Source organism: Aequorivita xiaoshiensis, from assembly GCF_022008395.1.
GTDB lineage: Bacteria > Bacteroidota > Bacteroidia > Flavobacteriales > Flavobacteriaceae > Aequorivita > Aequorivita xiaoshiensis.
The window spans coordinates 412347-438610 of record NZ_JAIRBB010000001.1 but is presented as its reverse complement, the minus strand read 5'-3'; the positions used below and the strand labels follow the sequence as shown (position 1 = coordinate 438610).

The following is a 26264-nucleotide window of genomic DNA, read 5'->3' as shown; positions in this document are numbered from 1 at the left end:
TATACAGCCATTGCAAGGATTGCTTATGCTATTACATATATTATGTATTTTATTAGTTGCATGAATTTTTAAAGAATTAAATAAATAATTATGAGTAGAGGTTTTGTAAAAGAAGATGATCAAGAAGAGATCCCTATTGTGCCACCTAGAGCAGATTTACCTGAGGGCGTAACAAATTATGTTACTCAAATTGGCATGGATGAACTTTTAAAAGAAAAGCAATCGTTAATTGATGAAAAGGAAAATCTTAAAGTTACAACCGAAAGTGACAGGCGAATTGCTGTGAATCATATAAATGCCAAACTTCAACTTCTACAAAATAGAATAAATACTGCAAAAATTATAGATATCGATCAGCAACCGAAGGATGAAGTGAGATTTGGTGCACGGTTAACCTTAAAAATTGGCAATAACCCAAAGCTGCAGCATTACCAAATAGTTGGAGTGGATGAAGCGAATATTGCCAAAGGTAAAATTTCATTTATTTCCCCGCTTGCAAAAGTGCTTATAAGTAAGAAAGTCGGCGAAAAAGCAGCTTTAAAAATAGGGAAAGAAGAGCGTGTTTTTGAGATTGTAGATATTGCCTAAATGGGCTAAGATTAGTATAGTTTTAACCTAACTTCTTAAGTAATTAAGCTTATAATATTTAATTTTGGCATTCAACACAAATTACTTTTTGCTTTGCAATTACACTTATATTACACCGGCTTATTTAACTAAGGTTAAAGCTTTTTAAATTGGTGTTATAAAATTCTAAGCGATTATCATAAAATATAAACTCAATGAAATACGATCAAATTCCAAGTGAACTCTTTGTAAAAAACCGTAAAAATTTTATGGCTCAAATGAAGCCGAATAGCATAGCGGTTTTTAACAGTAACGATACATATCCTATTAGTGCAGATAGTACAATGCCATTTCAACAGGCGCGTGATTTATTTTATCTATCCGGTGCAGATCAAGAAGAGACAATATTAGTACTTTTTCCAGATGCTCCCTATGTGGAACATCGAGAAATGCTTTTTGTTCGTGAAACAAATGAACATATAGCTGTTTGGGAAGGTGAAAAGTTAACCAAAGAAAAAGCATACGAAGTTTCAGGAATTAAATCGGTTCACTGGTTAAAAGACTTCGATAAAATCTTTTTTGAAGTGATGACTCAAGCAGAGCGAATTTATTTCAACACCAATGAACACTACAGACAAAGTGTTGAAACTGAAACTCGTGAAGATAGATTTATAAAAGCTACAAAAGCTAAATTTCCTGCACATAGTTGGGAACGTAGCAACCCTATTTTACAGAGCCTGCGTTCAGTTAAAGATCAAATAGAATTAGATATACTACAGAAGGCTTGTGATATCACAGAAAAAGGATTTAGAAGAGTTCTTAATTTTGTAAAACCAGGTGTTTGGGAATATGAAATTGAAGCAGAATATATGCATGAATTCTTAAGAAATCGTTCTCGTGGTTTCGCTTACACGCCTATTATTGCAAGTGGAAACAATGCAAATGTTCTTCACTATATCGAAAATAATCAGCAATGTAAAGCTGGAGATTTGATACTGATGGACGTTGGTGCCGAATACGCTAATTATTCTAGCGATATGAGTCGTACTATTCCTGTAAGCGGAAGGTTTACAAATCGACAACGTGAAGTGTACGATGCAGTAAATCGAGTTAAGGATAATGCAACAAAAATGTTGGTGCCTGGAAATTATTGGAAGGAGTATCACAAAGAAGTAGGGGAGTTAATGACTAAAGAACTTCTTGACTTAAAACTTCTAGATAAGGCTGATGTTAAAAACCAAGATCCAAATTGGCCTGCGTATAAAAAATACTTTATGCACGGTACAAGTCACCACATTGGTTTAGACACACACGATTACGGTGTGCTTTGGGAAAAAATGACAGAAAACATGGTGTTTACTGTAGAACCAGGAATTTATATTCCAGAAGAAGGCTTCGGAATCAGACTGGAAGACGATGTGGTTATTCAAAAATCAGGAGAACCTTTTAACTTAATGCGTAATATCCCAATTGAAGCGGAAGAGATTGAGGATATAATGAATACGTAGAACAAAGAATTAGGATTTTTAGACCTCAAGACCTGACAGGTTTGAGAAACCTGTCAGGTTTTTTTGCATATGGTGTCTTGTGTTTTTTTTAATTTTTTATCTTTGGGTGTATGGATTTACCATTGATAATTATTGGTGTATTTCTTGTTATACTCGGGATAGTGATAAAACATTTCAAGCTTTACTTTCTTATCGCTGGATATAATACTATGACCAAGGCAGAAAAGGAAGAAGTTAATATCGAAAAAGTAGCTTCATTGTTAAGATTTGCCTTCGGAGTTATAGGCTTGGCCTTTATTACCTTAGGGATGGTGGTTTCTAAATTAGAAAATCCAGAATTAGCAAACTATGTCTTTTTTACTGTGATAATTGGAACCGTTGTCTTCTTCATAGTTAAATCTAATTCTTCGGCATATAAAAAATAAAAATTATTATAGGACCTTTAAAGTATTCCTCTTTTTTAGCGGGCTCTTTGTAGGTCTGTTTTCACTATATGATTTTAAAATATAACAACACAGAAATACATTACAACACCTTCGGAAGTGGTCCTGCAATTGTTCTATTGCACGGGTTTCTGGAGAGTTCAACAATGTGGAAAGATCTTGTTCCACAATTGTCTAAACAATTCACTATAATAACACTAGATTTTCCTGGTCACGGGAAAAGTGAAGTTGTTTCAGACATCCATTCTATGGAGTTAATGGCTGAAGTAGTAGATGAAATTCTCAAAACTTTAAAAATAACTTCAGCGACATTCATCGGTCATTCTATGGGAGGATATGTCGCATTAGCCTATGTGGAAAAATTTCATTCAAAAGTTGAAAAATTAGTACTTTTAAATTCATCGCCTGCTCCAGATTCCGAAGAAAGAAAAATTAACCGAAATCGTGCTTTAAAAGTAATTGAGAAAAATGCTTATGCCTTTATAAGTATGGCAATAAGCAATTTATTTTCGGAAACTACACGCGATAAAATTGCTTCAGATATAGCAGAATTGAAAATGGAAGCACAATCATTTCCGCTTGCCGGAATAAAAGCTGCAATAAAAGGTATGCGCGACCGTAACGACCGAAGCGATGTGTTGAAAAATTTCAGCAAAGAAAAGTTTATGATTCTTTCAAAAGAAGATTCGTTGCTACCTGTCGATGAAAATGTAGCTTTAGCCAAAAGTTGTGATACTCTATCCATCATAATTGAAGGCGGCCATATGAGTACTGTTGAAAACTTAGATGAGGTTTTAGATGCTTTAAAAAATATATTGAATGTTTGATTCCATTATTCCGAATCCTTTATTGGGTTCCAACCACGTGCAATTAGCGGTATTTTAGTTCCAGCTCGGCTTATAAGATGAGTGCCTTCATTTTCATGAGTCATATGTCCTATTACCGTAAGGTGAGGATTAGCTTTAATTTTAGGGTAATCCTCGGTGCTAATTGTAAAAAGCAATTCGTAATCTTCGCCACCACTTAAAGCTATGGTAGTGCTATCTAGGTTGAATTCTTCACAAGTTGTAATTACTTGAGGGTCTAATGGGATTTTATCTTCAAATAAATTACACCCTACTTTTGAATGTTTACAAATGTGGATTATTTCTGATGATAAACCATCGCTAATGTCAATCATAGCAGTTGGTTTCACACCTAATTCATTTAATAGATTAGGAATATCTTTTCTAGCTTCAGGCTTTAATTGGCGTTCCACCAAATATGTATAAGGTTCTAGGTCTGGTTGACTATTTGGGTTTACTTTGAAAACTTCTTTCTCGCGTTCCAAAACTTGTAATCCTAGATAAGCAGCACCTAAATCACCCGTAACAACAAGTAGATCGTTTTCTTTGGCTCCACTTCTATAAACAGTTTCTCCCTTTTTTACAGTACCTAAGGCTGTAACGCTAATTAATAAACCTGTTGTTGAAGAAGTAGTGTCGCCACCCACAACGTCTACATTGTATATTTTAGCAGCAGCAGTAATCCCTGCATAAAGTTCTTCTAGTGCTTCAACAGGAAATCGATTTGAAACTGCAATGCTAACTGTAATTTGGGTAGGCTCTGCATTCATTGCGTACACGTCGGATAGGTTAACAATTACCGACTTATATCCTAAATGTTTTAAGGGAACATAACTTAAATCGAAATGAACACCTTCTAAAAGTAAATCTGTAGTAATAACTATTTCGTTTTTAGAATTACAAGCAATCACAGCGGCATCATCGCCAATTCCTTTTACAGTCGATTTTTGTTTTATTTTGAAGTTTTTTGTTAGATGATCTATAAGACCAAATTCGCCTAAACTGGCAATACTTGTGGTGGAATTATCTTTATTCTCAAACATTCTTCTAAGTTTATTACAGATTTTGGCAAAAGTACGCTTTTCCTATACATTATCGAAAAATGCAAGTAATAATCACGCTTATTACACTATAGGCTGAGGCTATAATGTAATAGTTTTAAATTCCCACTTCGCTATGGTTAAAAGTTCTAATTGATGTATATTTGCGTCTAATTTAGAATTATTCTATATATGATTAAGGTAAGTGAAAATGCAAAAAACAAAATTGCACAGTTAATGGCCGAGGACGGCTTTGATATTGCGAAAGATTTTGTGCGCGTTGGAGTAAAAAGTGGCGGATGCTCCGGACTTAGCTATGAGTTGAAATTTGATCATAATCTAGGTGAAAACGATAAACTTTTTGAAGAAGCTGATGTTAAAATTGCAGTGGATAAAAAAAGTTTTTTATACCTAGTAGGAACCACGCTCGAATATAGTGGTGGGCTTAATGGAAAAGGTTTTGTTTTCCAAAATCCAAATGCGAATCGCACTTGTGGATGTGGAGAATCTTTTTCGTTATAAATAAGTTGTAGTTTACTTATGAAAAAGTAAATTAAATACATATGAATTTAAGTAAGTTCTTTTTTCTGTATAGAAATTAGAACTACAAATTTTGAATTAATAAAAATGAAATACACCGAAGACGATTTAAAGAAAGAATTAGAAACCAAGGAATATGAATATGGATTCTATACGGATATAGAATCTGACACATTTCCTGTTGGATTAAATGAAGATGTAGTACGCGCAATTTCTAAAAAGAAAGAGGAGCCAGAATGGATGACAGAATGGCGTTTAGAATCATTTCGTTATTGGTTGAAGATGGTAGAGCCAGAATGGGCAAATGTACACTATGAAAAACCTGACTTTCAGGCAATTTCTTATTACTCTGCACCAAACAGCAAACCCAAATATAATAGTCTTGATGAGGTAGATCCGGAATTGTTAGACACTTTTAAACGATTGGGTATTTCATTAGACGAGCAAAAGAAACTTGCCGGAGTTGCAGTAGATATTGTAATGGATTCTGTTTCTGTGGCAACCACTTTTAAAAAGACATTAGCCGAAAAAGGAATTATTTTCTGTTCTATTTCTGAGGCGATTAAAAATCACCCTGAATTAGTAAAGAAATACATAGGTACCGTAGTGCCACAGAGAGACAACTTTTACGCGGCTTTAAACAGTGCAGTATTTAGTGATGGTTCTTTCTGTTATATTCCAAAAGGAGTACGTTGCCCAATGGAACTTTCTACTTACTTTAGAATTAATCAAGCAGGTACAGGGCAGTTTGAAAGAACCCTTGTAATTGCAGATGAAGACAGTTATGTAAGTTACCTTGAAGGCTGTACAGCACCAAGTCGTGATGAAAATCAATTACACGCTGCAGTAGTAGAGTTAATTGCATTAGATGGAGCTGAAATAAAGTATTCTACAGTACAAAACTGGTACCCAGGAGATAAAGATGGAAAAGGAGGAGTTTATAACTTTGTAACTAAAAGAGGTATTTGTGAAAAGAATGCGAAAATTTCTTGGACACAAGTTGAAACTGGTAGTGCTGTTACTTGGAAGTATCCAAGCTGTATTCTAAAAGGAGATAATTCAATTGGAGAATTCTATTCTATTGCTGTTACAAATGATTATCAGCAAGCAGATACAGGAACCAAAATGATTCATATTGGTAAAAACACTAAAAGTACGATTATCTCTAAGGGTATTTCGGCTGGTCGATCTCAAAACAGTTATCGAGGATTGGTGAAAATTCAACCAAATGCAGATAATGCGCGTAACTTCTCTCAGTGTGACTCATTATTAATGGGGAATAGCTGTGGGGCTCATACCTTCCCGTATATTGAATCTAAAAACAAATCGGCTCAAATAGAGCACGAGGCCACGACAAGTAAAATTGGTGAAGACCAAATTTTCTATTGTAATCAACGTGGAATTGACACTGAAAAAGCAATTGCTTTAATCGTAAATGGTTTTGGAAAAGAGGTTCTAAACAAGTTGCCTATGGAGTTTGCAGTTGAAGCGCAAAAACTCTTAGAGATTAGTTTAGAAGGATCTGTAGGATAAACATTAGAAGTTTAAAATATGAAAAAATACTTATTGATATTAACGCTTTCGTTAGTGTTTTATTCTTGTAAAAATTCTGAAGGAGACAAAACTTCTGACGAGCTAACAACTCAAAACGAAGAGACCCTTCCAACGTTTCAAGGGGATTTTATTAACACCGATGGAGCCTTAGTTTTAATGGGATCGAATTTTATTTATGGTGTTAAGCGCAATGAAGTTTCAGATGAATTATCAAAAAGAGTTTCGGCAGTTAAAACAAACGATTTTGATATGGTAGGGGTTATTGTTAAAGGAGTAGTTTCCGAAAATACCGATACCGATACCAATTGGGAAGAAATAATAACAATAAAAGAAATTGTGAAGGTGAATGATTCCCCTTCAGCAGTAGATATTAAATTACAAGAATCAGCAAAGACAAATTGATATGCTAAAAATTAAAGATTTATACGCCGGATTAGAAGGTAAAGATATACTTAAGGGTATTAACTTAGAGGTAAAGGCAGGCGAAGTTCACGCGATTATGGGGCCAAATGGTTCAGGTAAAAGTACTTTGGCGTCTGTAGTTGCAGGAAAAGAAGAGTTTGAAGTAACTAAAGGAGAGATTGTTTATGAAAATGAAGATATTTCCGAGTTAGATCCAGAGGAAAGAGCGCATAAAGGTATCTTTCTTTCTTTTCAATATCCAATAGAAATTCCAGGAGTTTCAGTAACGAACTTTATTAAAACGGCTATCAACGAAACGCGTAAAGCAAAGAAGATGGATGATATGCCTGCTTCTGAAATGCTTAAAATGATTAAAGAAAAAGCCGCCATGCTAGAGATTGATAGAAAATTCCTATCTAGATCTTTAAATGAAGGTTTTTCTGGAGGTGAGAAAAAGCGTAACGAAATTTTTCAAATGGCAATGCTTGAGCCAAAACTTGCAATCTTAGATGAAACAGATTCAGGATTGGATATTGACGCTCTTAAAGTAGTAGCTAATGGGGTTAACAAGCTTAGGAGTGAAGATAATGCAATAGTTGTTATTACTCACTATCAGCGTTTATTAGACCATATAGTGCCAGATTATGTGCACGTGTTAATGAATGGAAGAATTGTAAAATCTGGAACTAAAGAGCTAGCTTATGAGCTTGAAGAAAGAGGATACGATTGGATTAAGGAAGAATTAGTTTAACAATTCAAGAATCAAAATTCAAGGTTCAAGATTAACTTGAATGCTGAATACCGGATTCTGAATTCTGAATTGAAAGAAATGAGTTTTAAAGACAAATTATTATCATCATATATTGCTCTCGAAGATCACTTGGAGTTTGATTCGCCATTACACGATGTGCGAAACAATGCCATAAAAATTTTTGAAGAGAAAGGGTTTCCAACAAAAAAGGATGAGGAGTGGAAGTATACTTCGCTAAATTCTTTATTGAAAACGGACTATAGTGTCTATTCAAACAAAGAACGCAATGTTGAACTTCAAGATGTGCGCAAGTATTTCCTTAATGAAATAGATACCTATAAACTTGTTTTCATAGATGGGGTATATAGTTCATTCCTTTCGGAAACTACACACGACACCTTAGACGTATGTTTAATGTCCGCTGCTCTCAACAAGAAAAAATACAAACCTGTTATTGAAGCTTACTTCAATAAAGCTGCGAAAAGTGATAGTTTAACTGCACTTAATACAGCGTTTACTAAAGAAGGCGCATATATTCATATTCCTGCGCATAAAGAAGTAGAAAAGCCAATTGAGATTCTTAATTTCTCAACGGGTAACGAAGCGGCAATGTTTCTTCAACCAAGAAATTTAATTGTTGTAGGTGAAAATGCTCACGTACAGATTATAGAGCGTCATCAAAGTCTTTCTACTAATAAAGTTCTTACAAATTCAGTAACTGAAATTTTTGCTGAAAAACGAGCTTACGTAGATTATTATAAAATTCAAAATGATGTTGAATCAGCATCGCTAATTGACAATACATATATTTCACAACAACGTGATACGGTTTGTCGTGTTCATACTTTTTCATTTGGTGGGAAATTAGTTCGCAATAATTTAAACTACTTCCAAAATGGAGAGAATTGTGATTCTACATTAAAAGGAATAACCATCCTTAAAGAAAAACAACACGTAGATCACAATACATTAGTTCATCATATTTCGCCTAATTGTGAAAGTCACCAAGATTACAAAGGACTATTTGCTGATTCATCTGTAGGTGTATTTAATGGGAAGATTATCGTTGAAAAAGATGCTCAAAAGATTGATGCATACCAGCAAAATGACAATATTTTAATTGATGATAATGCTACGATTAACGCTAAGCCTCAATTAGAGATTTTCGCAGATGATGTAAAGTGTTCTCACGGATGTACTATTGGTCAGTTTGATGAAGAGGCCTTATTTTACTTGCGCAGCCGCGGAATTGGACAGAAAGAAGCACGTGGATTAATGATGTATGCTTTCGCAAACACTGTTTTGGAAAGTGTAAAAATTCCAGAATTGAAAGTGCGAATCAACAAGCTTATTGCCAATAAGATTGGCGTAAATTTAGGCTTTGAACTTTAAGAAGTAGGGTTCGTAAACTAACAAAGATTCAAGAATAAATTAAAAGAATATAAATGTCCTTCGATATCCATAATATACGTAAAGATTTCCCCATTCTTTCTCGAAAAGTTAATGGGTATCCATTAGTGTATTTGGACAATGCCGCTACGTCGCAAAAACCACAACAGGTGATTGATGCTATTGTAGATTATTACAGTAACTATAATGCAAATATTCATCGAGGTGTGCACTCGCTTTCACAAGAAGCAACTGATGCCTATGAGGCAGCTCGACATAAAATTCAGAATCACTTTAATGCTAAAACAGCTTGTGAAATCATTTTTACTGCAGGAACAACTCAAGGAATTAACTTAGTTGCAAATGGCTTTGCATCGTTGTTGAATAAGGGCGACGAAATAATTGTTTCGGCTTTAGAACATCACAGTAATATTGTTCCTTGGCAAATGCTATGTGAAAAAACAGGCGCTGTTCTGCGAGTAATTCCAATGAATGAAGAAGGAACATTGCTTATGGATGAATACTATAATTTGCTTTCAGATAAAACAAAACTTGTTTTTGTAAATCATATTTCAAACGCATTGGGAACAATTAACCCAATAGAAGAGATTATTGAGAAAGCACATAGTGTAGGAGCTGCTGTTTTGATTGACGGTGCTCAGTCTTGCTCGCATATAAAGCCAAATCTTCAAGAATTAAATGTAGATTTCTATGTTACCTCTGCTCACAAAATGTGCGGCCCAACAGGGGTAGGAATCTTGTATATGAAAGAAGAGTGGGGAAACAAGCTTCCTCCATATCAAGGTGGTGGTGAAATGATAGCTGAAGTATCATTCGAAAAAACCACCTATGCCGGACTTCCGCATAAATTTGAAGCTGGTACCCCGAATATTTGTGGAGGTATAGCATTTGGTGTAGCAATAGATTACCTTAATGCAATTGGTTTTGATGCAATAGAAGCTCATGAAAATGAACTTTTAACATATGCGACCAATAAACTCCTAGAAATCGAGGGCTTAAGAATTTATGGTACAGGACAAAAAACCTCTGTAATTTCTTTTAATATTGAAGATTTGCATCCGTATGATATAGGTACTATTGTGGACAAACTAGGTATAGCAGTAAGAACAGGGCATCACTGTGCTCAACCCATTATGGAGTTTTATAAAATCCCTGGAACTGTTCGAGCTTCCTTTGCGTTTTATAACACTCTAGAAGAAGTTGATGCATTAGTGGAAGCTGTTAAGAAAGCAAAAATGATGCTTTCATAAATGCCTTATAAAAAGTTAATGTACAATTCTAGTAAATTTTGAGTTTGTAACTTTATGAAAGTTTAAACCAATTAAAACAACTATACTATGAAATCACTTGCTACATTATCAATATTGATTTTCGCACTAATTTTTACAAGTTGCGACGAGACTAAAAAAGTTATAGATGTTGCTGGAAACGTTCAGTTAACAGGAAACTATACTGTTTCAGCTATTAACGGAGAAAAACCTACTGTTAAAGAAGTTCCTTCATTTTCTATGTCAGCACTAGATAATACTTTTAGAGGTGCTACTGGCTGTAACTCGGTGTTTGGGTCCTACAATCTAGACTTATATGCAATTAGTTTTAAAGACCTAGCAGTAAGTGAAAGAGAATGTGCTGGCAAAGATATCATGAAGGTTGAACGTGACTTTTTAGACGCATTAAATAAAACGGGATCCTATTCCTTACAAGACGGGGTGCTAACCTTTTATTCAAAAACTGATAGAAGTGTAGTACTTTCAGCAAAAAAAGAAATAAGAAATCAAGAATAAATATGACAATTGAAGCAATACAAGAAGAGTTGATAGATGAGTTCTCAATGTTTGACGACTGGATGCAGCGCTATGAGTATATGATAGATTTAGGGAAATCTCTTCCACTTATTGATGAAAAATTAAAAACAGACGACAAGCTCATTAAGGGTTGCCAAAGTAAAGTGTGGTTAAACTCTGAAATGAAAAACGACAAAATAATTTTCACTGCCGATAGTGACGCTATTATTACAAAAGGGATAATTGCAGTATTAGTTCGCGTGTTTTCAAACCAAGAGCCCCAAGCAATTCTTGATGCAGATACTGATTTTATAGACGAAATTGGATTGAAAGAACACCTTTCTCCAACTCGTGCTAATGGATTAGTATCAATGATTAAACAAATGAAAATGTATGCATTAGCATACCAAACACAAGCAAATAGTTAAACAAATGGAAGAAAAAATTGATATGGCTGAACTCGGCGAAAAAGTAATCGCTGTTATTAAAACCATTTATGACCCAGAGATTCCGGTTGATATATATGAATTAGGACTTATTTACGACGTTTTTATCAATGAAGATTACGAAGTAAAAATATTGATGACCCTAACAACTCCTAATTGTCCGGTAGCAGAAAGCCTACCAATGGAAGTAGAAGATAAAGTTAAGTCGTTAAAATACGTTAAAGATGCTGAGGTTGAGATGACTTTCGACCCACCTTGGAGTCAAGAGCTTATGAGTGAAGAGGCTAAGTTAGAACTCGGAATGCTTTAATAGAAAAGTTTTATAATTCATTTTAATTACTTTCTCTGTGGAAGAAATTGTAAATCGCGTAGCGAATAGTAAGCTTATGGTCTTTGATCTTGAGGAATTTTATCCACAAGGTGAAAGACTTGTTTTTGATATTTCCATTTGGCTTACAGAAGGCATTGTACTTCGTGAAAAAGAATTTAGAAAGAAGGCCAACGAGCACGATTGGAGTCAGTATCAAAATAAATATGTAGCCCTTTATTGTAGTACAGATGCTATTATTCCAGGATGGGCGTACTTATTAATTTCTCTTCATTTAGCGCCTTTTGCAAAAAATGTTTCCGTAGGAAGTTTAGAGGAGTTAGAAAGTGTTCTATTCACCGAAATTCTTAAGGATTTAGACGTTTCTGAATATAAAGACAAACCTGTAATTATAAAAGGATGTGTAAGTAAACCAATACCTCCAAATGCCTATGTGCAAGTAGCTCAAAAGCTTCAGCCTGTAGCTAAGAGTATTATGTATGGCGAAGCCTGTTCTTCGGTCCCGCTATTTAAGAAAAAATAATTCTGTTAACAAATAATTAGCAGATTCTTAATTTAATCGCTCTTTTTTGTTAATTTGTTACACAATATGTAATTGACTAATTATTTTTGTCTTAAATAAAAAATTTAAGATTCATGAAAAAAATTTTACTACTTGCAGCAGTTTTATGTGCGCCCCTTGCACTAGTTGCTCAAAATGTAACCAAAGAGGATACTATCCCAAATGGCTGGTCAAGATCAGGAAACATTTCTTTATTGTTTAACCAAGCTGCCTTCAACCACGAGTGGACTGGTGGGGGAACTTCAAATATTGCAGGAAATCTTGGGTTAAATTACGATTTCAACTATAAGCACGATAAGCTTAGCTGGAACAACCGTATTATTGCAGAATACGGTATGACTAAAAACAAGGACGACAAGTATGCGCGTAAAACTAATGATCGTCTTGAGTTAAACTCAATCTTAGGTAGACAAGTAAAAGAAAGTAACTGGTATTATTCATTCTTCTTAAACTTTAAAACTCAATTTGGTTCTGGTTATGAGTATAATACCGACCTAAACCCGGGTGATGAAGGATACCGTACTGAAGTTTCTAAATTTATGTCTCCAGGTTACTTACAATTTGGTCCTGGTATTATGTGGAAAAAGAACAATAATCTGTATGTAAATATAGCGCCTGCAACTGCACGGTTAATTTTTGTAAATAAAGATTTTACAAATGTTGGGAACAACCCAATAGCTATCGCAGCATTTAATGAAAACCCATATTTTGGGGTTGAAGCTAACGAAACAACCCGTTTTGAATTTGGCGCTTCAGTTTCTGCTTATGCAAAACTTGATTTGATGGAAAACGTGTCTATGGAAAACTTATTGGCTCTTTACTCAAACTACTTAGAAGATCCACAAAATGTTGACGTTGATTATACTATGAATTTATTGTTTAAAGTAAATGAATATATATCAGCTAACGCTACTTTCCAGGCTATTTATGATGATAACGCCGCTCAAGGATTCCAAATTCGTGAAGCAATTGGAGTAGGAGTTACTTACGGATTCTAAATAAAAATTTATCTATAAGTCCTTTGCAAGAAAGGCCTTAAATTAAAAAGACCTGTCAGAAAAATTTAATTTCTGACAGGTCTTTTTTTATTCCTACTCCTCTGTATATTCGTCGTATAGGAAAGTGTTGTAAGGAAAACGAGTGGTGTGAATTTCTCTTACCTTGTCGTATACCAACTTTCGGAATTCATCAAAGTTTTCTTTGTTTAATGCTGAAATAAAAATGGCATCTCCATTGAGTTTTGCCATCCAAGTATGTCTCCATTCTTCCAAAGTATAATGTGCTTTGGTTTTTTCGGTAATTAAATCGTCTTCTTCAATTTCTTCTGGCTCGTATGCATCGATTTTATTAAAAACCATAATAGTGGGCTTATCGGCGCTGCCAATTTCCTCTAGAATTTTTTCAACAGAATCAATATGGTGCTCAAAAGATGGGTGACTAATATCTACAACATGCAGCAATAAATCAGCCTCCCGCACTTCGTCCAAGGTGCTTTTAAAAGACTCTACTAGTTGTGTAGGTAACTTTCTAATAAAACCAACAGTATCGGTTAAAAGAAATGGCAGGTTGCCTATTACAACCTTTCTTACTGTTGTATCCAGGGTTGCAAAGAGTTTGTTTTCTGCAAAAACATCACTTTTACTAATTACGTTCATCAAGGTGGATTTCCCTACGTTCGTATACCCAACCAAAGCTACACGCACTAGTGAACCTCGATTTCCGCGTTGCACTTCCATCTGGCGATCTATTTTTTTTAATTTGTCTTTAAGTAAAGATATTCGATCTCGAACTATACGTCTATCCGTTTCTATTTCTGTTTCTCCAGGACCACGCATTCCAATTCCCCCACGTTGACGTTCCAAGTGAGTCCACATCCCTGCTAATCGAGGTAAAAGATATTCGTATTGTGCAAGTTCTACTTGTGTGCGTGCATAGCTAGTTTGCGCTCTTTGCGCGAAAATATCAAGAATAAGGTTGGTTCTGTCTATAATTTTACACTGAAGTATTTTTTCAATGTTTTTTTGCTGGGCTGGGGTGAGTTCGTCATCAAAAATAGCTACGCCAACTTCATTTTCAATTACGAAGTTCTTAACTTCATCTAGCTTTCCGGTACCTATAAATGTTTTTGGGTTAGGAACGTCCATTTTTTGAGTAAAGCGCTTTAAAACTTCACCACCTGCCGTATAAGCCAAAAATTGTAACTCGTCTAAATATTCTTCAGACTTTACTTCGTCTTGAAATTTAGTTATTAATCCTATTAATATTGTTTTCTCGTATGAGATATCAGTTTGTTCAATCATATTATTCTAATAGATGCTGTAATTTGTTGCTGTATATTATAACAAATGTACAAAACACTTGGCAAGAGATTTTTATACTTTAGATGCAATTAACACAAACCATTCATATTTTCAGTAATATTTTACAAAATAGACAATTAATTATTGATTATTAGATATGTAACGATAAAACAGTAATTGGCATAATTATTAATTAATTTATATTGAATGAGTGAAAGATTATAAATAAACTAACATATCTCTTTAATAATCAATGAATTTTGTTAATTGGATTTAAGAATATAACTCTTTTTTAACAAGAACATAAACTCTTAATTTTGTATATTTCCCAACTGAAAAATTAAGTAAAATCAAATTATTAATTAATCATCACCAACACTAAATTTTATGGAGATAAAATTACCTAACAGTTTTTGGGATTGTCAACACTATTTTAAAGTCAATCTTAAAACTATCGTACCTATAGTATCTTTCTTTTTATTGATGCTATCATCTACATCAGTTTTTGCCCAAGGGGGAGGAACTTGTGCCGATATTCAGCCTTTTTGTGCAGGAAATGACGCACTTATCTTTGCAAATTGTAATGACCAAGATCCTAACTGTAATGCTACGGCAGAAGCAGGGCCAGATTACGGATGTTTGTTTTCACAACCTTACCCAGCGTGGTTTTATTTACAAATTGACCAGCCTGGAAACTTAGATTTTGAAATTGTTCAAAATACTGCATTTAATTCAAATGGAGATCCTATTGGACAGGGATTAGATGTGGATTTTATTGCTTGGGGACCTTTCCAGCCAGGAGATGATCTTTGTGATTATACTCAGCTACAATCTTTCAATGAAGTTGCTTGTAGTTATTCGGCCCAGCCAATTGAAAACTTTACCATTCCAAATGCACAAACTGGAGAAATTTACGTATTAGTAATTACTAATTTCAATCGTAGTCCAGGTTACATTAAATTAGGCCAAATAGGAGGAGACGGAAGTACAAATTGCGATATCGTTTTTGATTGTTCAGTTACAATTAATGAAGGAGATCAAAATTTATGCGGTGAAGACGAAGTTCTTTTAACCACTACAATTTCTGGTCCAGTAGAAACTTATGAGTGGTATTTAAATGATGTTTTAATCGTAGGTGAAACTTCAAGTGAATACCTTGCAACTGAATCAGGTGAATACAAGGTAATTGCAAATGGAACTGAATGTAACTCTCCTGTTGAAGATATCGTAAATGTATCCTTCGGTCCTATAGTTACAGCTGAAACAATTGATATAATTGCATGTGACGATTCATCCAATGATGGTTTTGAAGCCTTTGATCTTGATGGAAATTCTTCAAGAGTTCTAGGGAACCAGGACCCTGATGAGTTTACGGTAACGTATTACCTTACTCAAGCTAATGCTGACGCCGGAGAAGCACCTTTAACATCGCCTTATACGAACGTCACTAACCCTCAAACTATATATGCTAGAGTTGAGAGTAATGTTTCAACGGTATGTTATGCAACTTCTGAAGTGGAACTTAAGGTTGAAGAAACTGTTGAAATAACTACAGATTTACCATCTTCAGTAGACATATGTGATGTTGAAGAGTTTCCAGTATTTGACGCCACTCCTACTAATACAGACATCGATCTTTCGTTAGTTACTTATGAATGGGTTGATCAAGACAATAATGTTCTTTCTACAGAGGCTATTTTTTCACCTTCAGCAGCTGGGACTTATACGGTAAATATTGGTTACCCTTGTGGCGATACATCTTTTACAATTGAAATGATGGTACTTGCGTCTCCAACTGTAGATTTAGGTGCAGATTTCCAAATTTGTGCGAACCAAACAACAATTCTTACAGCAAACACTGATGTGGAAGGTGTAACTTACCAGTGGTATTTAAACTCAACGCTTCTTGAAGGAGAAACTAATAATACTCTTGAAGTTGTAATTGAACAAGGAACAATGGGTACTCAAACATATACTGTATTAGTTTCTAACGACCAGTGTACTGCAGAAGACTCTGTTGATTTAACCTTATATCCAATTACAAATTGTATTATTTCCGAAGGAATTTCGCCAAATGGAGATGGATATAACGACATCCTTGATTTGAATTTCTTAAATGATAGAACTGGAATTAGAAAGATTCAAATTTTTAACAGATTTGGTACTTTAGTTTATGAGCAAGATAATTATACAAATCAATGGGAAGGTCAGACTACCGATGGAGATGAACTTCCAACTGGAACATACTTCTATGTAATTGACCTTGCTGGAAATGACGCTGTTTATGGAGAACAAGCTACAGGCTGGATTTATCTAAACAAAAAAGCGAACTAAAATTCTACTAAATACTTTTTAACTACCAAATAGATAAAAATGAAAAAACATATATATATCTTAACAGTACTTATGACGGTATTGCTGTTGCAAGAATCACAAGCACAGCAAGATCCTCAATATACGCAGTACATGTACAATATGAACGTGGTTAACCCCGCATATGCAGGTTCTAAAGAAAGCTTATCGCTTACGGCCTTGTATAGAAATCAATGGCATGGATTAGAAGGGAACCCAGTTTCTTTTACATTTTCTGGACATAGTCCAATTGCAAGAAATATTGGATTAGGGCTTTCCGCAATTAGAGATGAAATTGGACCCGTAAAAGAAACCAATGTTTACGCAGACATTTCTTATACGCTACATTTAGGAAATACATTAAATTTAGCACTTGGTCTTAAGGCTGGTGGAACTTTTCACGATGTAGGTCTTTCAAGTTTAGAACTACAGCACCCAGACGATCCAATGTTTTCGGAAAATATAAATAATACTTATCCTAATTTTGGTGCAGGAGCATTCTTATATGGAGAAAATTTTTATGTTGGTCTTTCAGTACCTAACTTAATGAAATCTGTTCATTTAGATGAAAATGGAATCAAATACGGATCTGAAACAAATCACTTTTTTGCAACAGCAGGTTATGTATTCCAAGTTTCAGAAGCTTTCAAACTTAAGCCTTCTGTAATGGTGAAGTCTGCATTTGATGCTCCTATTTCATGGGATGCCAACCTGAACTTTTTGTTCTTCGACATGATTGAAATTGGTGGGTCTTACAGAGTAGATGATTCTTTTAGTGCATTATTTGGAGTAAATATCACGCCTGATCTTCGCTTTGGATATGCATACGATCACGTAACTTCTGATCTAAAAATTGTAGGACCAGCTTCTCACGAGCTTATACTATCATTCGATCTTAATTTAAAACCGAAAGTTTTACGTTCACCTAGATTCTTCTAATAACTAACTAATTTCATTTAATATGAAAAATATATATATAATATTTTTATTAATGGCTGTAAGTACCTCGACGCTTACTGCCCAGAATTTTAAAACCAAGACAGCCGACGATTTTTACGAAAGGCTACAGTATAACGACGCCATAGATGAGTATAACCGACTTGTAAAAAGAGGTGATGAAAGCACTTACGTATTAGAGCGTTTAGCAAATAGTTATTACAATATTAATGACACTAAGAATGCTGAATTGTTCTACAAAAGAGTTGTCAAAAGACTTGATGCAGATCCAGAGTCTGTATATAATTATGCTCAAGTTCTTAAGGCCAATGGAAAGTTTTCAGAATACAATAAATATATGAAGGAATATGCAAAGCTGAGACCTCAAGATTCTCGTGCAATTGCCTTTATGCAAAACCCAAATTACCTTCCTCGTATTGCAGATGAAAAAAACCAAAAGTTTGAAGCTATAAATTTGGAAGAGATAAATACAAGATATTCAGAATTTGGTGGGACCGTTGTGGATAATGAACTTTATTTTTCATCGAGTAGAAATATACTTCGCAAGAATTATGATTTAAATGATGAACCATTCTTAGATTTATATAAAGCAACTATTGATAATGATGTTGTAAAAAATGCGAAACTTTTAAACGATGAAATAAATACTAGATTTCACGAAAGTTCTGTAGCCATTACTCCTGATGGTACACGTATGTATTTTGATAGAAATGATTATTTCAATGGGAAATACAAAAAAAGTGAACAAGGGATTAATGAATTAAACATCTTTTACGCTGAAAAAGTAAATGGCGAATGGGGGAATATTCAGTCTGCGCCATTTAATAGTAAAGAATTTTCTTCTAGTCATCCAGCAATTAGTCCTGATGGTAAAACGCTATATTTCTCAAGCGACCGACCAGGTGGAATGGGGAATGCTGATTTGTATAAAGTAGCTATCAATGAAGATGGAACTTTTGGTGAACCTGAAAACTTAGGTGAAGGTATTAATACTGAAGGTAGAGAGGTTTTCCCTTTCGTGGATGCGAATGGTACTCTATATTTTTCAAGTGATGCTCATTTAGGTATTGGAGGATTAGATGTGTTTTCTGCTCCAGCTAAAGGAAATGGTTTTGGAGAAGTTAAAAATTTAGGCTTAGGTATTAACAGTAGTAGCGATGATTTTGCTTTTTCTTTTAACCCTGAAACTGAAGAAGGATTTGTGTCTTCCAACCGTGCAGGAGGAAAAGGAAGCGACGATATCTATAAAATTAAGAAAATTGAATCTTGCGATTTACCTATAAACGTTTTAGTGGTAGATGCTTCTACAAATGAACCTATCTCTGATGCTAGAATTGATCTTTACGATAACCGTGAAAATAAATTGAAGAGTCAAAACACAGATGCTGATGGTAACAGTGAAGTATTAGTTGTTTGTGATCAAGATCACGTTGTTCAAGTATTTAAAGAAGGATATGAAAGCAATGCTGAAACCGTAGCTAGATTTAATGAAGGTGAAGAGAACATTACAATTGCACTTCGCCCTATCGATGAAATAGTTGAAGGAAACATTGTGAAACTTAATACTATTTATTTCGATTTCGATAGACACAATATAAAACCACAAGCTGCTTTCGAACTTGATAAGCTCGTTGAGTTGATGAAGAAAAACGAAAACATGGTTATTAAGGTTGAAGGACATACTGATAACCGTGGAAGCGCTGCATACAACTTAAAGCTTTCTGATAGAAGAGCTAAGAGTACTGTACAATATGTAATTTCGAAAGGAATTTCTAAAGACAGAATTAGTGGAGAAGGCTTCGGTGAAAGTAGACCAGCTGTAGATTGTGGTGGTAATTGTACAAATGATGAGCATCAACAAAATAGACGTTCTGAATTCATTATCCAAAAAAGATAACTTTTAGTTAGCTTACATCAATAACCAACCAATTTAAAAGCCCTTACAGTATTTAATTGTAAGGGCTTTTTTATATTTTCAATTTAAAGTATGCAGCAAGCAAACCATGAAAATTGCTAACGTAATCCCATGCGAATTCTTGATATATCAAGAGTTTATGCGATGCTACATTTTCAGGATTTATAATTGCGATTAATGTGTGAATAACCATAATGTGCTTGCTCAGGCTTACCATGCAGTGAGCAATTTCAGAACCATAACCTTTGCCCCAAAATTCAGGCATTAGCAATTATCCTATTTCTGCTTCATTTTTCTCTGTCATCTCGGGTTCTACATGCCCTACAAAACTTCTATCACCTTATAGAGTTACTTTAAACTTCTCGAAAATTAAATTTTCTACATTATCATTTAACATATTCTCAAACCTTTCTCGAGCTTCACATTCTTCATTTATACGACCAGCAACCATTTTCATTACATCGATATCACTCCCCAATTGAAAGTAATCTTTAAAATCACTGAAGGAGTAATGGTTAAGGATCAATCTTTCGGAAATCATAGAAAGATGCGGTTAAATGGATAGTATAAACTTATAGTTATAAAATTTAGCCTTTCTTTATTCGATTTCTTCTTTTAGATTTATTCAATTACAGAAATATTATCTATTTGATAGGTGGTTGTTATACCATTTGACGCCCCTAAATATTGAAATCCAATATATACTATTTCTCCTGCATATGTCGAAAGATCAATATTTCCAGAAGGCGTAAATTCCGAGCCGTAGCCATTGGAATTTCCAGTAGATATATCTGCATCCAAGCTCGTCCATTCTGCGGTTAAAACATCCCCATGGAAGTCTGTGGCTATTTTTATAGTCAATGCTTCTCCATTATAAAAGCCGTCATTGGTGTCGACAGTTAGAATAGGAGACGAATCGCTTGGTAATCGTATACCAGGTGTTACCAGCCAAACTTCGTATGGGCTTTCACCAGAATTATATGCAGAAGTTTGCACATAATTATTGGAATTAAACTCCATTACTTCAAATACTCTCGTTCCGTCATTTACATTTACATTTGTCCAACCCTCAATGTCTAAAGGAATTCCCTCACCCGAGTTGTGACTTTCAAAGTCTTGAAAAAAAGGTAATTCAAGTACTTCTCCATTTCCGCTTAAATTACACCTTTCATCATTCATATTCACATCATCAATATCGCGGATAAATAGTTGTACATCACTATTAAACCGACTTAATACAGCAGTTATTTCTCCGTTTCCTTCGGGGAGCAATAATCCTTTAAAATCGGAATATCCGCTAGTTCTTAGCACTATAGTTTTTTCATCACAATTTTCTAACTGTCTGTTTACACTATAGGTATTTCCTGGATTTCCGTAATGCGCAATTCCGGCAAGGCCTTCCGGAAATTGAACATTTTCAAATTTTACTAAGGTGTTGAGAAATATTTCGTTTGTATCATTGTCATTTGCCTGTGAAATGGTAATTGTCTGCGGTTGAATTTCAACTTTCTCAGTAGAACGCAAAATTCTTTCTTCAAAGTCTTCAACATTTATTCGTCCTACTTCATCTCCATCAAGAATCCCAATCGTGGGTAGTCCCGCATATTCACCGATATACAAGCCATCAACACGAAAATATATCTTTCGTCCAGGTTCATATTTTGTATATAAATTTGTTGTTTCAGTAGAAATTGCCACTCCTGCACTTGGATTTTCAGGTGAATCTTGAATAACTAATGACTTATAGAAGTTACCGGTTTCATCACTTGAGATAACATATGCCGCTAAGTATAATTCTCGTGTAGAACCTTCACCAGCTTCAATAACTTTTGGTTCGTATCCTCGATAAATTCGTTTGATAGTTTCAATAGTGGTATTTACATCTACATTCGGCTCTTCAACATTTATTTCAGGCACATTATACTCATCGTCTTGTACACAGGAGGTGCCTATTATGCCTAAAAGGAATAAAAGGCCTATTAGTTTTATGTCTTTTAAATTTTTCATAATTAAAAAAATTACGGTTCTTAATCAAAATCGGATGTAAGCATTTAAATAATAAGTAGTTCCGTATCCATACCAATATTTTGATCCAAATACGGGTGTGTCATTGGCGTTGTCTGCAGATAGTGTTCTAAAATTAGAATTTCTACCTTGCTCAAAGCCTCCCGTTTTATACTGCTTATTTAGAACATTAGAAACAACAGCAAAAAATCCGATGTATTTCCCTTTAACTCTCCAGGATTTACCGCCTATAATATTCACCAACATATATGGGTCAAACTTTTCCTGTTTTAGTAATTGCCGTGCTTTTTCTGGATCATAATCGTTAAAGGGCATTCCGTCATTATCTAAATAGAAATTTTCGGTGCGAGTAAGAGGAGATATATTGATATATGCCTGATTGAAATAATTAGCAGTTGCTCCAAACCACCAAAATCTTGGATCGCGATATTCAAAACCTAATTGATAAGCTTGTTGAGGTCCTCCGGCAATTTTATAATTTTTAAGAAAAGATTTGCCAAAAAAACGGGGTTCATCTAAGTCATCAGAAGTTATGTAAAGATGCGGATTACTATTATAGATATTTTCTCCATATGCGGCGGCGGCTTTTAATTTAATAGTAGGTGTAACTTGAGCTTCAATACCTAATTCAGCTCCTATATTTTTCTTTTCTACGCCAGTAAGCACTTCTTGCACAAAAGCTGTAGTAGATGATCTCCCAGGGACTGAAATCCCGTCGGCATAATAAAAAGAAATCTCTGAGCCATCTTGCATTAAAGTGTAGTATCCCGATAAACGTGCTTTTATAAATGGAAATCGCAATATATAATTGCCATCGACATTTATGTTTTTCTCTTCTGTTAACCCAATTACAGTACTGTTGTTTTGGCGTGAGTTTGAAAATGAATTACGTATTGAAGGAGCACTTGTGAAATAAGCCGTGTTTAGTTCGAGAGCGTGCCTTGCAGTTAGTTTATAGGTAAGTCCAGCCTTAGCCCCATAAGTTGTAAAATTTAACTTTTTGCTTTTTCCAAGAGATTCATTTGTATCAGGATAGGAACCGTTTCGATATAGACCGTTTCGTTGATAATTGGTTTTCCCTGCTTTAGCTGCGACATAAAAGTCTACTGATGAATAGGAAAATTGTGCTTGAACGAAGCCATTGTATTTTGTAGCATCAATTTCATAGTTGTATTTAAATTTATCACCTACACCAATTAGTCGATTTGGATTATTTAAATCGTTTTGCGCAGCATCGCCTGAATTAAATGTATCCACATCTAAATATTCAATACCGCCTAAAAGATCCTTCATACTGGCGAAGTTGCTAGATTTTAAATTTCTATAATTAAACGAAGCATTTATTTCAATGTAATCGGATAGGCGAGAGTTTAGTATCGTATTTGCTGAGAGCTGTGTATCATCATTTCTGTCTTCATATAAATAATATCTGGATGTTCCTCCGTAAAGAATATTGGTTTCATACATATTAAACCAGTTAACTTGTCCATTGTTTACAAAGCTTGAATAGGCTCTATAAGCTCCTTCATAATCAGGATTGTTAGGGTCTGATAAAAAGTAGCTTGGAAGATTTTTATAGTAACTTGGGTCTGGGTTAGGAACATTGTCATACCCTAAGCGGCTATTTCCTGTTTTTCCAAATTGATAACCAATATTAGTGTTCAGTTCTGTTTTTGGAGAAATATTCCAGAAATGATTCAACATTATAATAGGTTCTTCGATTTCTCTGATTCTAGAATTGCGGATTTCACCATTTTGTTTTCCCCAATATGCATTATACTTAGTTCCTTTTAAATCATATACCTCTTGGGTGTTCGGAGAAGATTTTCCGCGTCTATTGGGTGTGTAAAAAGCAGTTAAATTCAAGCTGTGATGTTTACTCAACTGTCTTTCTACAGAGGCAAAAAATGAATTTGCATCGTACAAAGTTCCATTTATATAACCTTCGTCGCCAAAGCGTCTTGCTATTAGCACAGAATATGCCCAGCCCTTTTTGGATAAACCACTGTTATATGAACCAATAATACGCCCGCGGTAACTACGGTTACTAGATGCGTAGGAAATACGTCCTCCCTTCCTGTATTGAGACGCTCGCATTATAATGTTTGTTGTCCCAGCAAGGTGTCCAAAGTTATATTCGTTTGCAGACATTCCCATTGAAAACATCTGATTGCGTTGTACGTCATTTAATCCGCCCCAATTGCTCCATTGTGGTCTTCCATTGTAGATTTTATTCATTTCTAAACCATTAATCAATAGCTTTCCGTGTTCTGAACTATAGCCTCTTGGACGGAAAAATGTAGTACTAAAATCATAAGATGCCGCATTTAGAAAAACATCTTTTGATGCTTGAAGTAATCCTGAAATATTATCTGATGTACCTTCGTCTTCGTCTAATTGGTCGTCAGACAAGCTTATTATTCCAATTTCAGATTCAAGTGCATCTAGATCTACTTCTAAAAGAATAGCTTTTAGATATATAGGTCTATCAATTTGAATTATTATTGGAATGTATATACTTTTATAGCCAGGTTTGGAAATTTTTATAATTTGTTCTCCCTTTGGGAGATTTTTTTGTAGAAAATTGAATTCTCCAGCTGAATTAGTTAGTGTGCTAAAGTCACTGTTCTGAATGTTAACTATAGCCTCAGATATCGGTTCGCTAGAATAAGTATCAACAACTTTTCCAGATATGGAATTGTCTTGCGAATAGGCTAAAATCCCTGCAAATAAAGTTACACAAAATGTTAAAAAAACATATTTCATCCTGCTTAAATTTATTTGTCATGGTTATTTCTCTTAGTTTGAATAATCAAATATAAATTAATTTTATAACTATCACAAATTCAGTAACTTAGATGAATAATATTGTGTATTAAAAGTTTATTATGAAGTCTCTAATTTATACGTTGATATTTTTAATTTCTTTTCATTCTTCGTCGGTTGCTCAGGATAATAAAGAGTTTAAAATTTTAACTATAGCATTTTACAATGTCGAAAACCTTTTCGATTATGAAAATGATCCCTTAACCTTCGATGATGATTTTACTCCTGATGGGAAGAATAATTGGACCAAAGAAATATACGAAGCTAAAATTGCCAATATTGCTAAAGTTATTTCTGAAATAGGCGCAGATCAATCGGGAACATCGCCAGCGTTAATAGGTTTATGTGAAATAGAGAATAGACGAGTTTTAGAAGATCTTGTAAACCATAAGCACTTGTTGAAAGACGATTATGGAATTGTTCATTTTGATAGTCCAGATCGTCGAGGGATTGATGTCGCTCTTCTTTACAAGAAAAAATTGTTTACCCCAATTAACTATGTAGCTAAGGAATTATTAATTTATGACGATGTGGATACTAGTAAACGTGTATATACTCGTGATCAATTATTGGTAAGTGGAATGTTGGATGGTGAAAAAATTAGTTTTATTGTTAACCATTGGCCTTCTCGGAGAGGGGGTGAAGAGAGAAGCCGTCCAAAAAGAATTCGCGCGGCCCAACTTAATAAGAGAATTATAGACTCATTATTTAGTGAAGACCCTTATTCAAAAATCATAAATATGGGTGATTTTAATGATGATCCTATAAACTCAAGTATTAAGAAAATCCTCAAAGCGAAGGGTAGAATTAAAGCTTTAAAACTGAAAGAATTTTATAACCCAATGGAAGGGTTATACAAAAAAGGTCAGGGAACACTTGCTTACCGCGATAATTGGAATTTGTTTGATCAGATAATTATATCTACCGAATTAACTATAAGAGACTATTCATCGTATAGGTTTTATAAGGCCGGAATTTTCAATAAAAATTATTTAATTAATCAACGGGGCCGTTACAAAGGGTATCCTTTTCGAAGTTTTTCTGGTGGATTTACAGGAGGATATAGCGACCATTTTCCGGTATATATTTATTTGATTAAAGAAAAGAGTTAATTCCATTAGTGCTATTGGTAAAATAAAAAAGGCACTCTTAATTAAGAGTGCCTTTTTTATTTTAGAAACCTATTTGTTAAAACCATTGTGACCAAGGGATTCTACTTAGCATAAGTACCAATCCAATTGTGTAAAATATAGCAAGTGTTTTAAATTTTTTGTTTGAAAGTAAATTCTTTTTGTGTTTTGAATAACCAATTGTAATAAAAACAACAGTTAAAATCATCATCATCGGATGCTCAACTGCGTATAGTCTAAAAGTAGAATCTTTCATAACAACACCCATCCCATTGTTTGTGATATTTTGTAAACCTAATGGAGAAGTAACATAAAGAATTATACCAATAAGTAATTGGATGTGGGTAACTATTAATGCAAAAAGAGAAATTCTAAAATCTTTTGCACCGTATTCTCTTTTTGAAAAGAATCCAGCCAATGCGTTGATAGTTGCTAGTACTACAATTAGTAGCACTAAGTAAGCCCAATAAGAATGAATAAAATGTAGAGTATTAGCCATAGTGATTTTTATTTTTTTCAAATATAAGATATATACCCTTTTAAACCTTCTTTTGAGTTCTCAATTATTTGCAGATGAAA

The 26264-nt window shown here is 34.3% G+C and carries 26 protein-coding genes; 19 read left to right on the top strand and 7 right to left on the bottom strand.

All coding sequences use genetic code 11. From position 1 onward, the window contains the following. Positions 1-90: 90 nt before the first annotated feature. From K8344_RS01995 to K8344_RS01980, 4 genes are all read left to right on the top strand, one after another. On the top strand, positions 91-588 hold the full coding sequence (locus K8344_RS01995) for a GreA/GreB family elongation factor (RefSeq protein ID WP_237606622.1): 498 nt from the start codon (positions 91-93) through the stop codon (positions 586-588). Between the two features lie 194 nt (positions 589-782). Beyond that, entirely contained in the window at positions 783-2075 is a 1293-nt protein-coding gene (locus K8344_RS01990) for an aminopeptidase P family protein (protein ID WP_237606621.1), read from the top strand. Positions 2076-2185: 110 nt separating this feature from the next. Further along, positions 2186-2500 carry a DUF3784 domain-containing protein gene (locus K8344_RS01985; protein WP_237606620.1) on the top strand — a complete coding sequence of 105 codons (315 nt, stop codon included), beginning with the start codon at positions 2186-2188 and terminating at the stop codon, positions 2498-2500. Between the two features lie 68 nt (positions 2501-2568). Then, positions 2569-3345 (top strand): alpha/beta fold hydrolase, encoded by a 777-nt coding sequence (locus K8344_RS01980; RefSeq protein ID WP_237606619.1) that lies wholly within the window; start codon positions 2569-2571, stop codon positions 3343-3345. 5 nt (positions 3346-3350) lie between these two features. On the opposite strand, the gene thiL is transcribed toward K8344_RS01980, so the two are convergent. Continuing rightward, positions 3351-4406, bottom strand: a complete 1056-nt coding sequence (thiL, locus tag K8344_RS01975) for a thiamine-phosphate kinase (RefSeq protein ID WP_237606618.1) — start codon at positions 4404-4406, stop codon at positions 3351-3353. Positions 4407-4595: 189 nt separating this feature from the next. Between thiL and K8344_RS01970 the strand changes: the two genes are divergently transcribed. The 11 genes from K8344_RS01970 (at position 4596) to K8344_RS01920 (ending at position 13178) form a co-directional block, all read left to right on the top strand. Further along, positions 4596-4925, top strand: coding sequence for a HesB/IscA family protein (locus K8344_RS01970; RefSeq protein WP_237606617.1), 330 nt, complete (start codon positions 4596-4598; stop codon positions 4923-4925). A gap of 105 nt (positions 4926-5030) precedes the next feature. Then, the gene (gene sufB / locus K8344_RS01965; RefSeq protein ID WP_237606616.1) at positions 5031-6476 is read left to right on the top strand and encodes a Fe-S cluster assembly protein SufB; all 1446 of its coding nucleotides are present in this window, start codon (positions 5031-5033) and stop codon (positions 6474-6476) included. A gap of 18 nt (positions 6477-6494) precedes the next feature. Further along, positions 6495-6899, top strand: coding sequence for a hypothetical protein (locus K8344_RS01960; protein ID WP_237606615.1), 405 nt, complete (start codon positions 6495-6497; stop codon positions 6897-6899). A gap of 1 nt (position 6900) precedes the next feature. Further along, positions 6901-7650 carry a Fe-S cluster assembly ATPase SufC gene (sufC, locus tag K8344_RS01955; RefSeq protein ID WP_237606614.1) on the top strand — a complete coding sequence of 250 codons (750 nt, stop codon included), beginning with the start codon at positions 6901-6903 and terminating at the stop codon, positions 7648-7650. 78 nt (positions 7651-7728) lie between these two features. Further along, positions 7729-9042 carry a Fe-S cluster assembly protein SufD gene (gene sufD / locus K8344_RS01950; RefSeq protein ID WP_237606613.1) on the top strand — a complete coding sequence of 438 codons (1314 nt, stop codon included), beginning with the start codon at positions 7729-7731 and terminating at the stop codon, positions 9040-9042. 53 nt (positions 9043-9095) lie between these two features. Continuing rightward, positions 9096-10310: an aminotransferase class V-fold PLP-dependent enzyme gene (locus K8344_RS01945; protein WP_237606612.1), complete on the top strand. Its 1215-nt coding sequence runs from the start codon at positions 9096-9098 to the stop codon at positions 10308-10310. 87 nt (positions 10311-10397) lie between these two features. Continuing rightward, the gene (locus K8344_RS01940; RefSeq protein ID WP_237606611.1) at positions 10398-10844 is read left to right on the top strand and encodes an META domain-containing protein; all 447 of its coding nucleotides are present in this window, start codon (positions 10398-10400) and stop codon (positions 10842-10844) included. A gap of 2 nt (positions 10845-10846) precedes the next feature. Continuing rightward, positions 10847-11272, top strand: a complete 426-nt coding sequence (locus tag K8344_RS01935; RefSeq protein WP_237606610.1) for a SufE family protein — start codon at positions 10847-10849, stop codon at positions 11270-11272. A 4-nt stretch (positions 11273-11276) separates the two neighbouring features. Continuing rightward, positions 11277-11600 (top strand): SUF system Fe-S cluster assembly protein, encoded by a 324-nt coding sequence (locus K8344_RS01930; RefSeq protein ID WP_139854098.1) that lies wholly within the window; start codon positions 11277-11279, stop codon positions 11598-11600. 37 nt (positions 11601-11637) lie between these two features. After that, complete coding sequence (locus K8344_RS01925; protein ID WP_237606609.1) at positions 11638-12141, top strand: DUF2480 family protein; 504 nt, start codon at positions 11638-11640, stop codon at positions 12139-12141. A gap of 113 nt (positions 12142-12254) precedes the next feature. Continuing rightward, complete coding sequence (locus K8344_RS01920) at positions 12255-13178, top strand: DUF3078 domain-containing protein (protein ID WP_237606608.1); 924 nt, start codon at positions 12255-12257, stop codon at positions 13176-13178. 93 nt (positions 13179-13271) lie between these two features. Here K8344_RS01920 and hflX read toward each other — a convergent pair whose 3' ends face one another. Next, complete coding sequence (hflX, locus tag K8344_RS01915; RefSeq protein ID WP_237606607.1) at positions 13272-14480, bottom strand: GTPase HflX; 1209 nt, start codon at positions 14478-14480, stop codon at positions 13272-13274. A gap of 387 nt (positions 14481-14867) precedes the next feature. On the opposite strand from hflX, the gene K8344_RS01910 reads away from it, so the two are divergent. The 3 genes from K8344_RS01910 to K8344_RS01900 are packed head-to-tail and all read left to right on the top strand — an operon-like array spanning position 14868 to position 19686. Next, positions 14868-16814, top strand: coding sequence for a gliding motility-associated C-terminal domain-containing protein (locus K8344_RS01910; protein WP_237606606.1), 1947 nt, complete (start codon positions 14868-14870; stop codon positions 16812-16814). A gap of 39 nt (positions 16815-16853) precedes the next feature. Next, complete coding sequence (locus tag K8344_RS01905) at positions 16854-17771, top strand: PorP/SprF family type IX secretion system membrane protein (RefSeq protein ID WP_237606604.1); 918 nt, start codon at positions 16854-16856, stop codon at positions 17769-17771. Positions 17772-17793: 22 nt separating this feature from the next. Then, a complete protein-coding gene (locus K8344_RS01900; RefSeq protein WP_237606603.1) occupies positions 17794-19686 on the top strand; it encodes an OmpA family protein in 1893 nt (630 codons plus the stop codon). Positions 19687-19756: 70 nt separating this feature from the next. Here the strand turns inward: K8344_RS01900 and K8344_RS01895 are convergent, their stop codons facing one another. From K8344_RS01895 to K8344_RS01880, 4 genes are all read right to left on the bottom strand, one after another. Next, on the bottom strand, positions 19757-19969 hold the full coding sequence (locus K8344_RS01895) for a GNAT family N-acetyltransferase (RefSeq protein WP_237606602.1): 213 nt from the start codon (positions 19967-19969) through the stop codon (positions 19757-19759). Between the two features lie 75 nt (positions 19970-20044). Then, complete coding sequence (locus tag K8344_RS01890; RefSeq protein ID WP_237606601.1) at positions 20045-20245, bottom strand: GNAT family N-acetyltransferase; 201 nt, start codon at positions 20243-20245, stop codon at positions 20045-20047. An 80-nt stretch (positions 20246-20325) separates the two neighbouring features. Continuing rightward, positions 20326-21711: a DUF5689 domain-containing protein gene (locus tag K8344_RS01885; RefSeq protein WP_237606600.1), complete on the bottom strand. Its 1386-nt coding sequence runs from the start codon at positions 21709-21711 to the stop codon at positions 20326-20328. A gap of 24 nt (positions 21712-21735) precedes the next feature. Beyond that, entirely contained in the window at positions 21736-24495 is a 2760-nt protein-coding gene (locus K8344_RS01880; protein ID WP_237606599.1) for a TonB-dependent receptor, read from the bottom strand. A 122-nt stretch (positions 24496-24617) separates the two neighbouring features. Here K8344_RS01880 and K8344_RS01875 point away from each other — a divergent pair, with 122 nt between their 5' ends. Next, complete coding sequence (locus K8344_RS01875; protein WP_237606598.1) at positions 24618-25667, top strand: endonuclease/exonuclease/phosphatase family protein; 1050 nt, start codon at positions 24618-24620, stop codon at positions 25665-25667. A gap of 76 nt (positions 25668-25743) precedes the next feature. On the opposite strand, the gene K8344_RS01870 is transcribed toward K8344_RS01875, so the two are convergent. Next, complete coding sequence (locus K8344_RS01870) at positions 25744-26184, bottom strand: hypothetical protein (RefSeq protein WP_237606597.1); 441 nt, start codon at positions 26182-26184, stop codon at positions 25744-25746. Positions 26185-26264 lie beyond the last annotated feature (80 nt).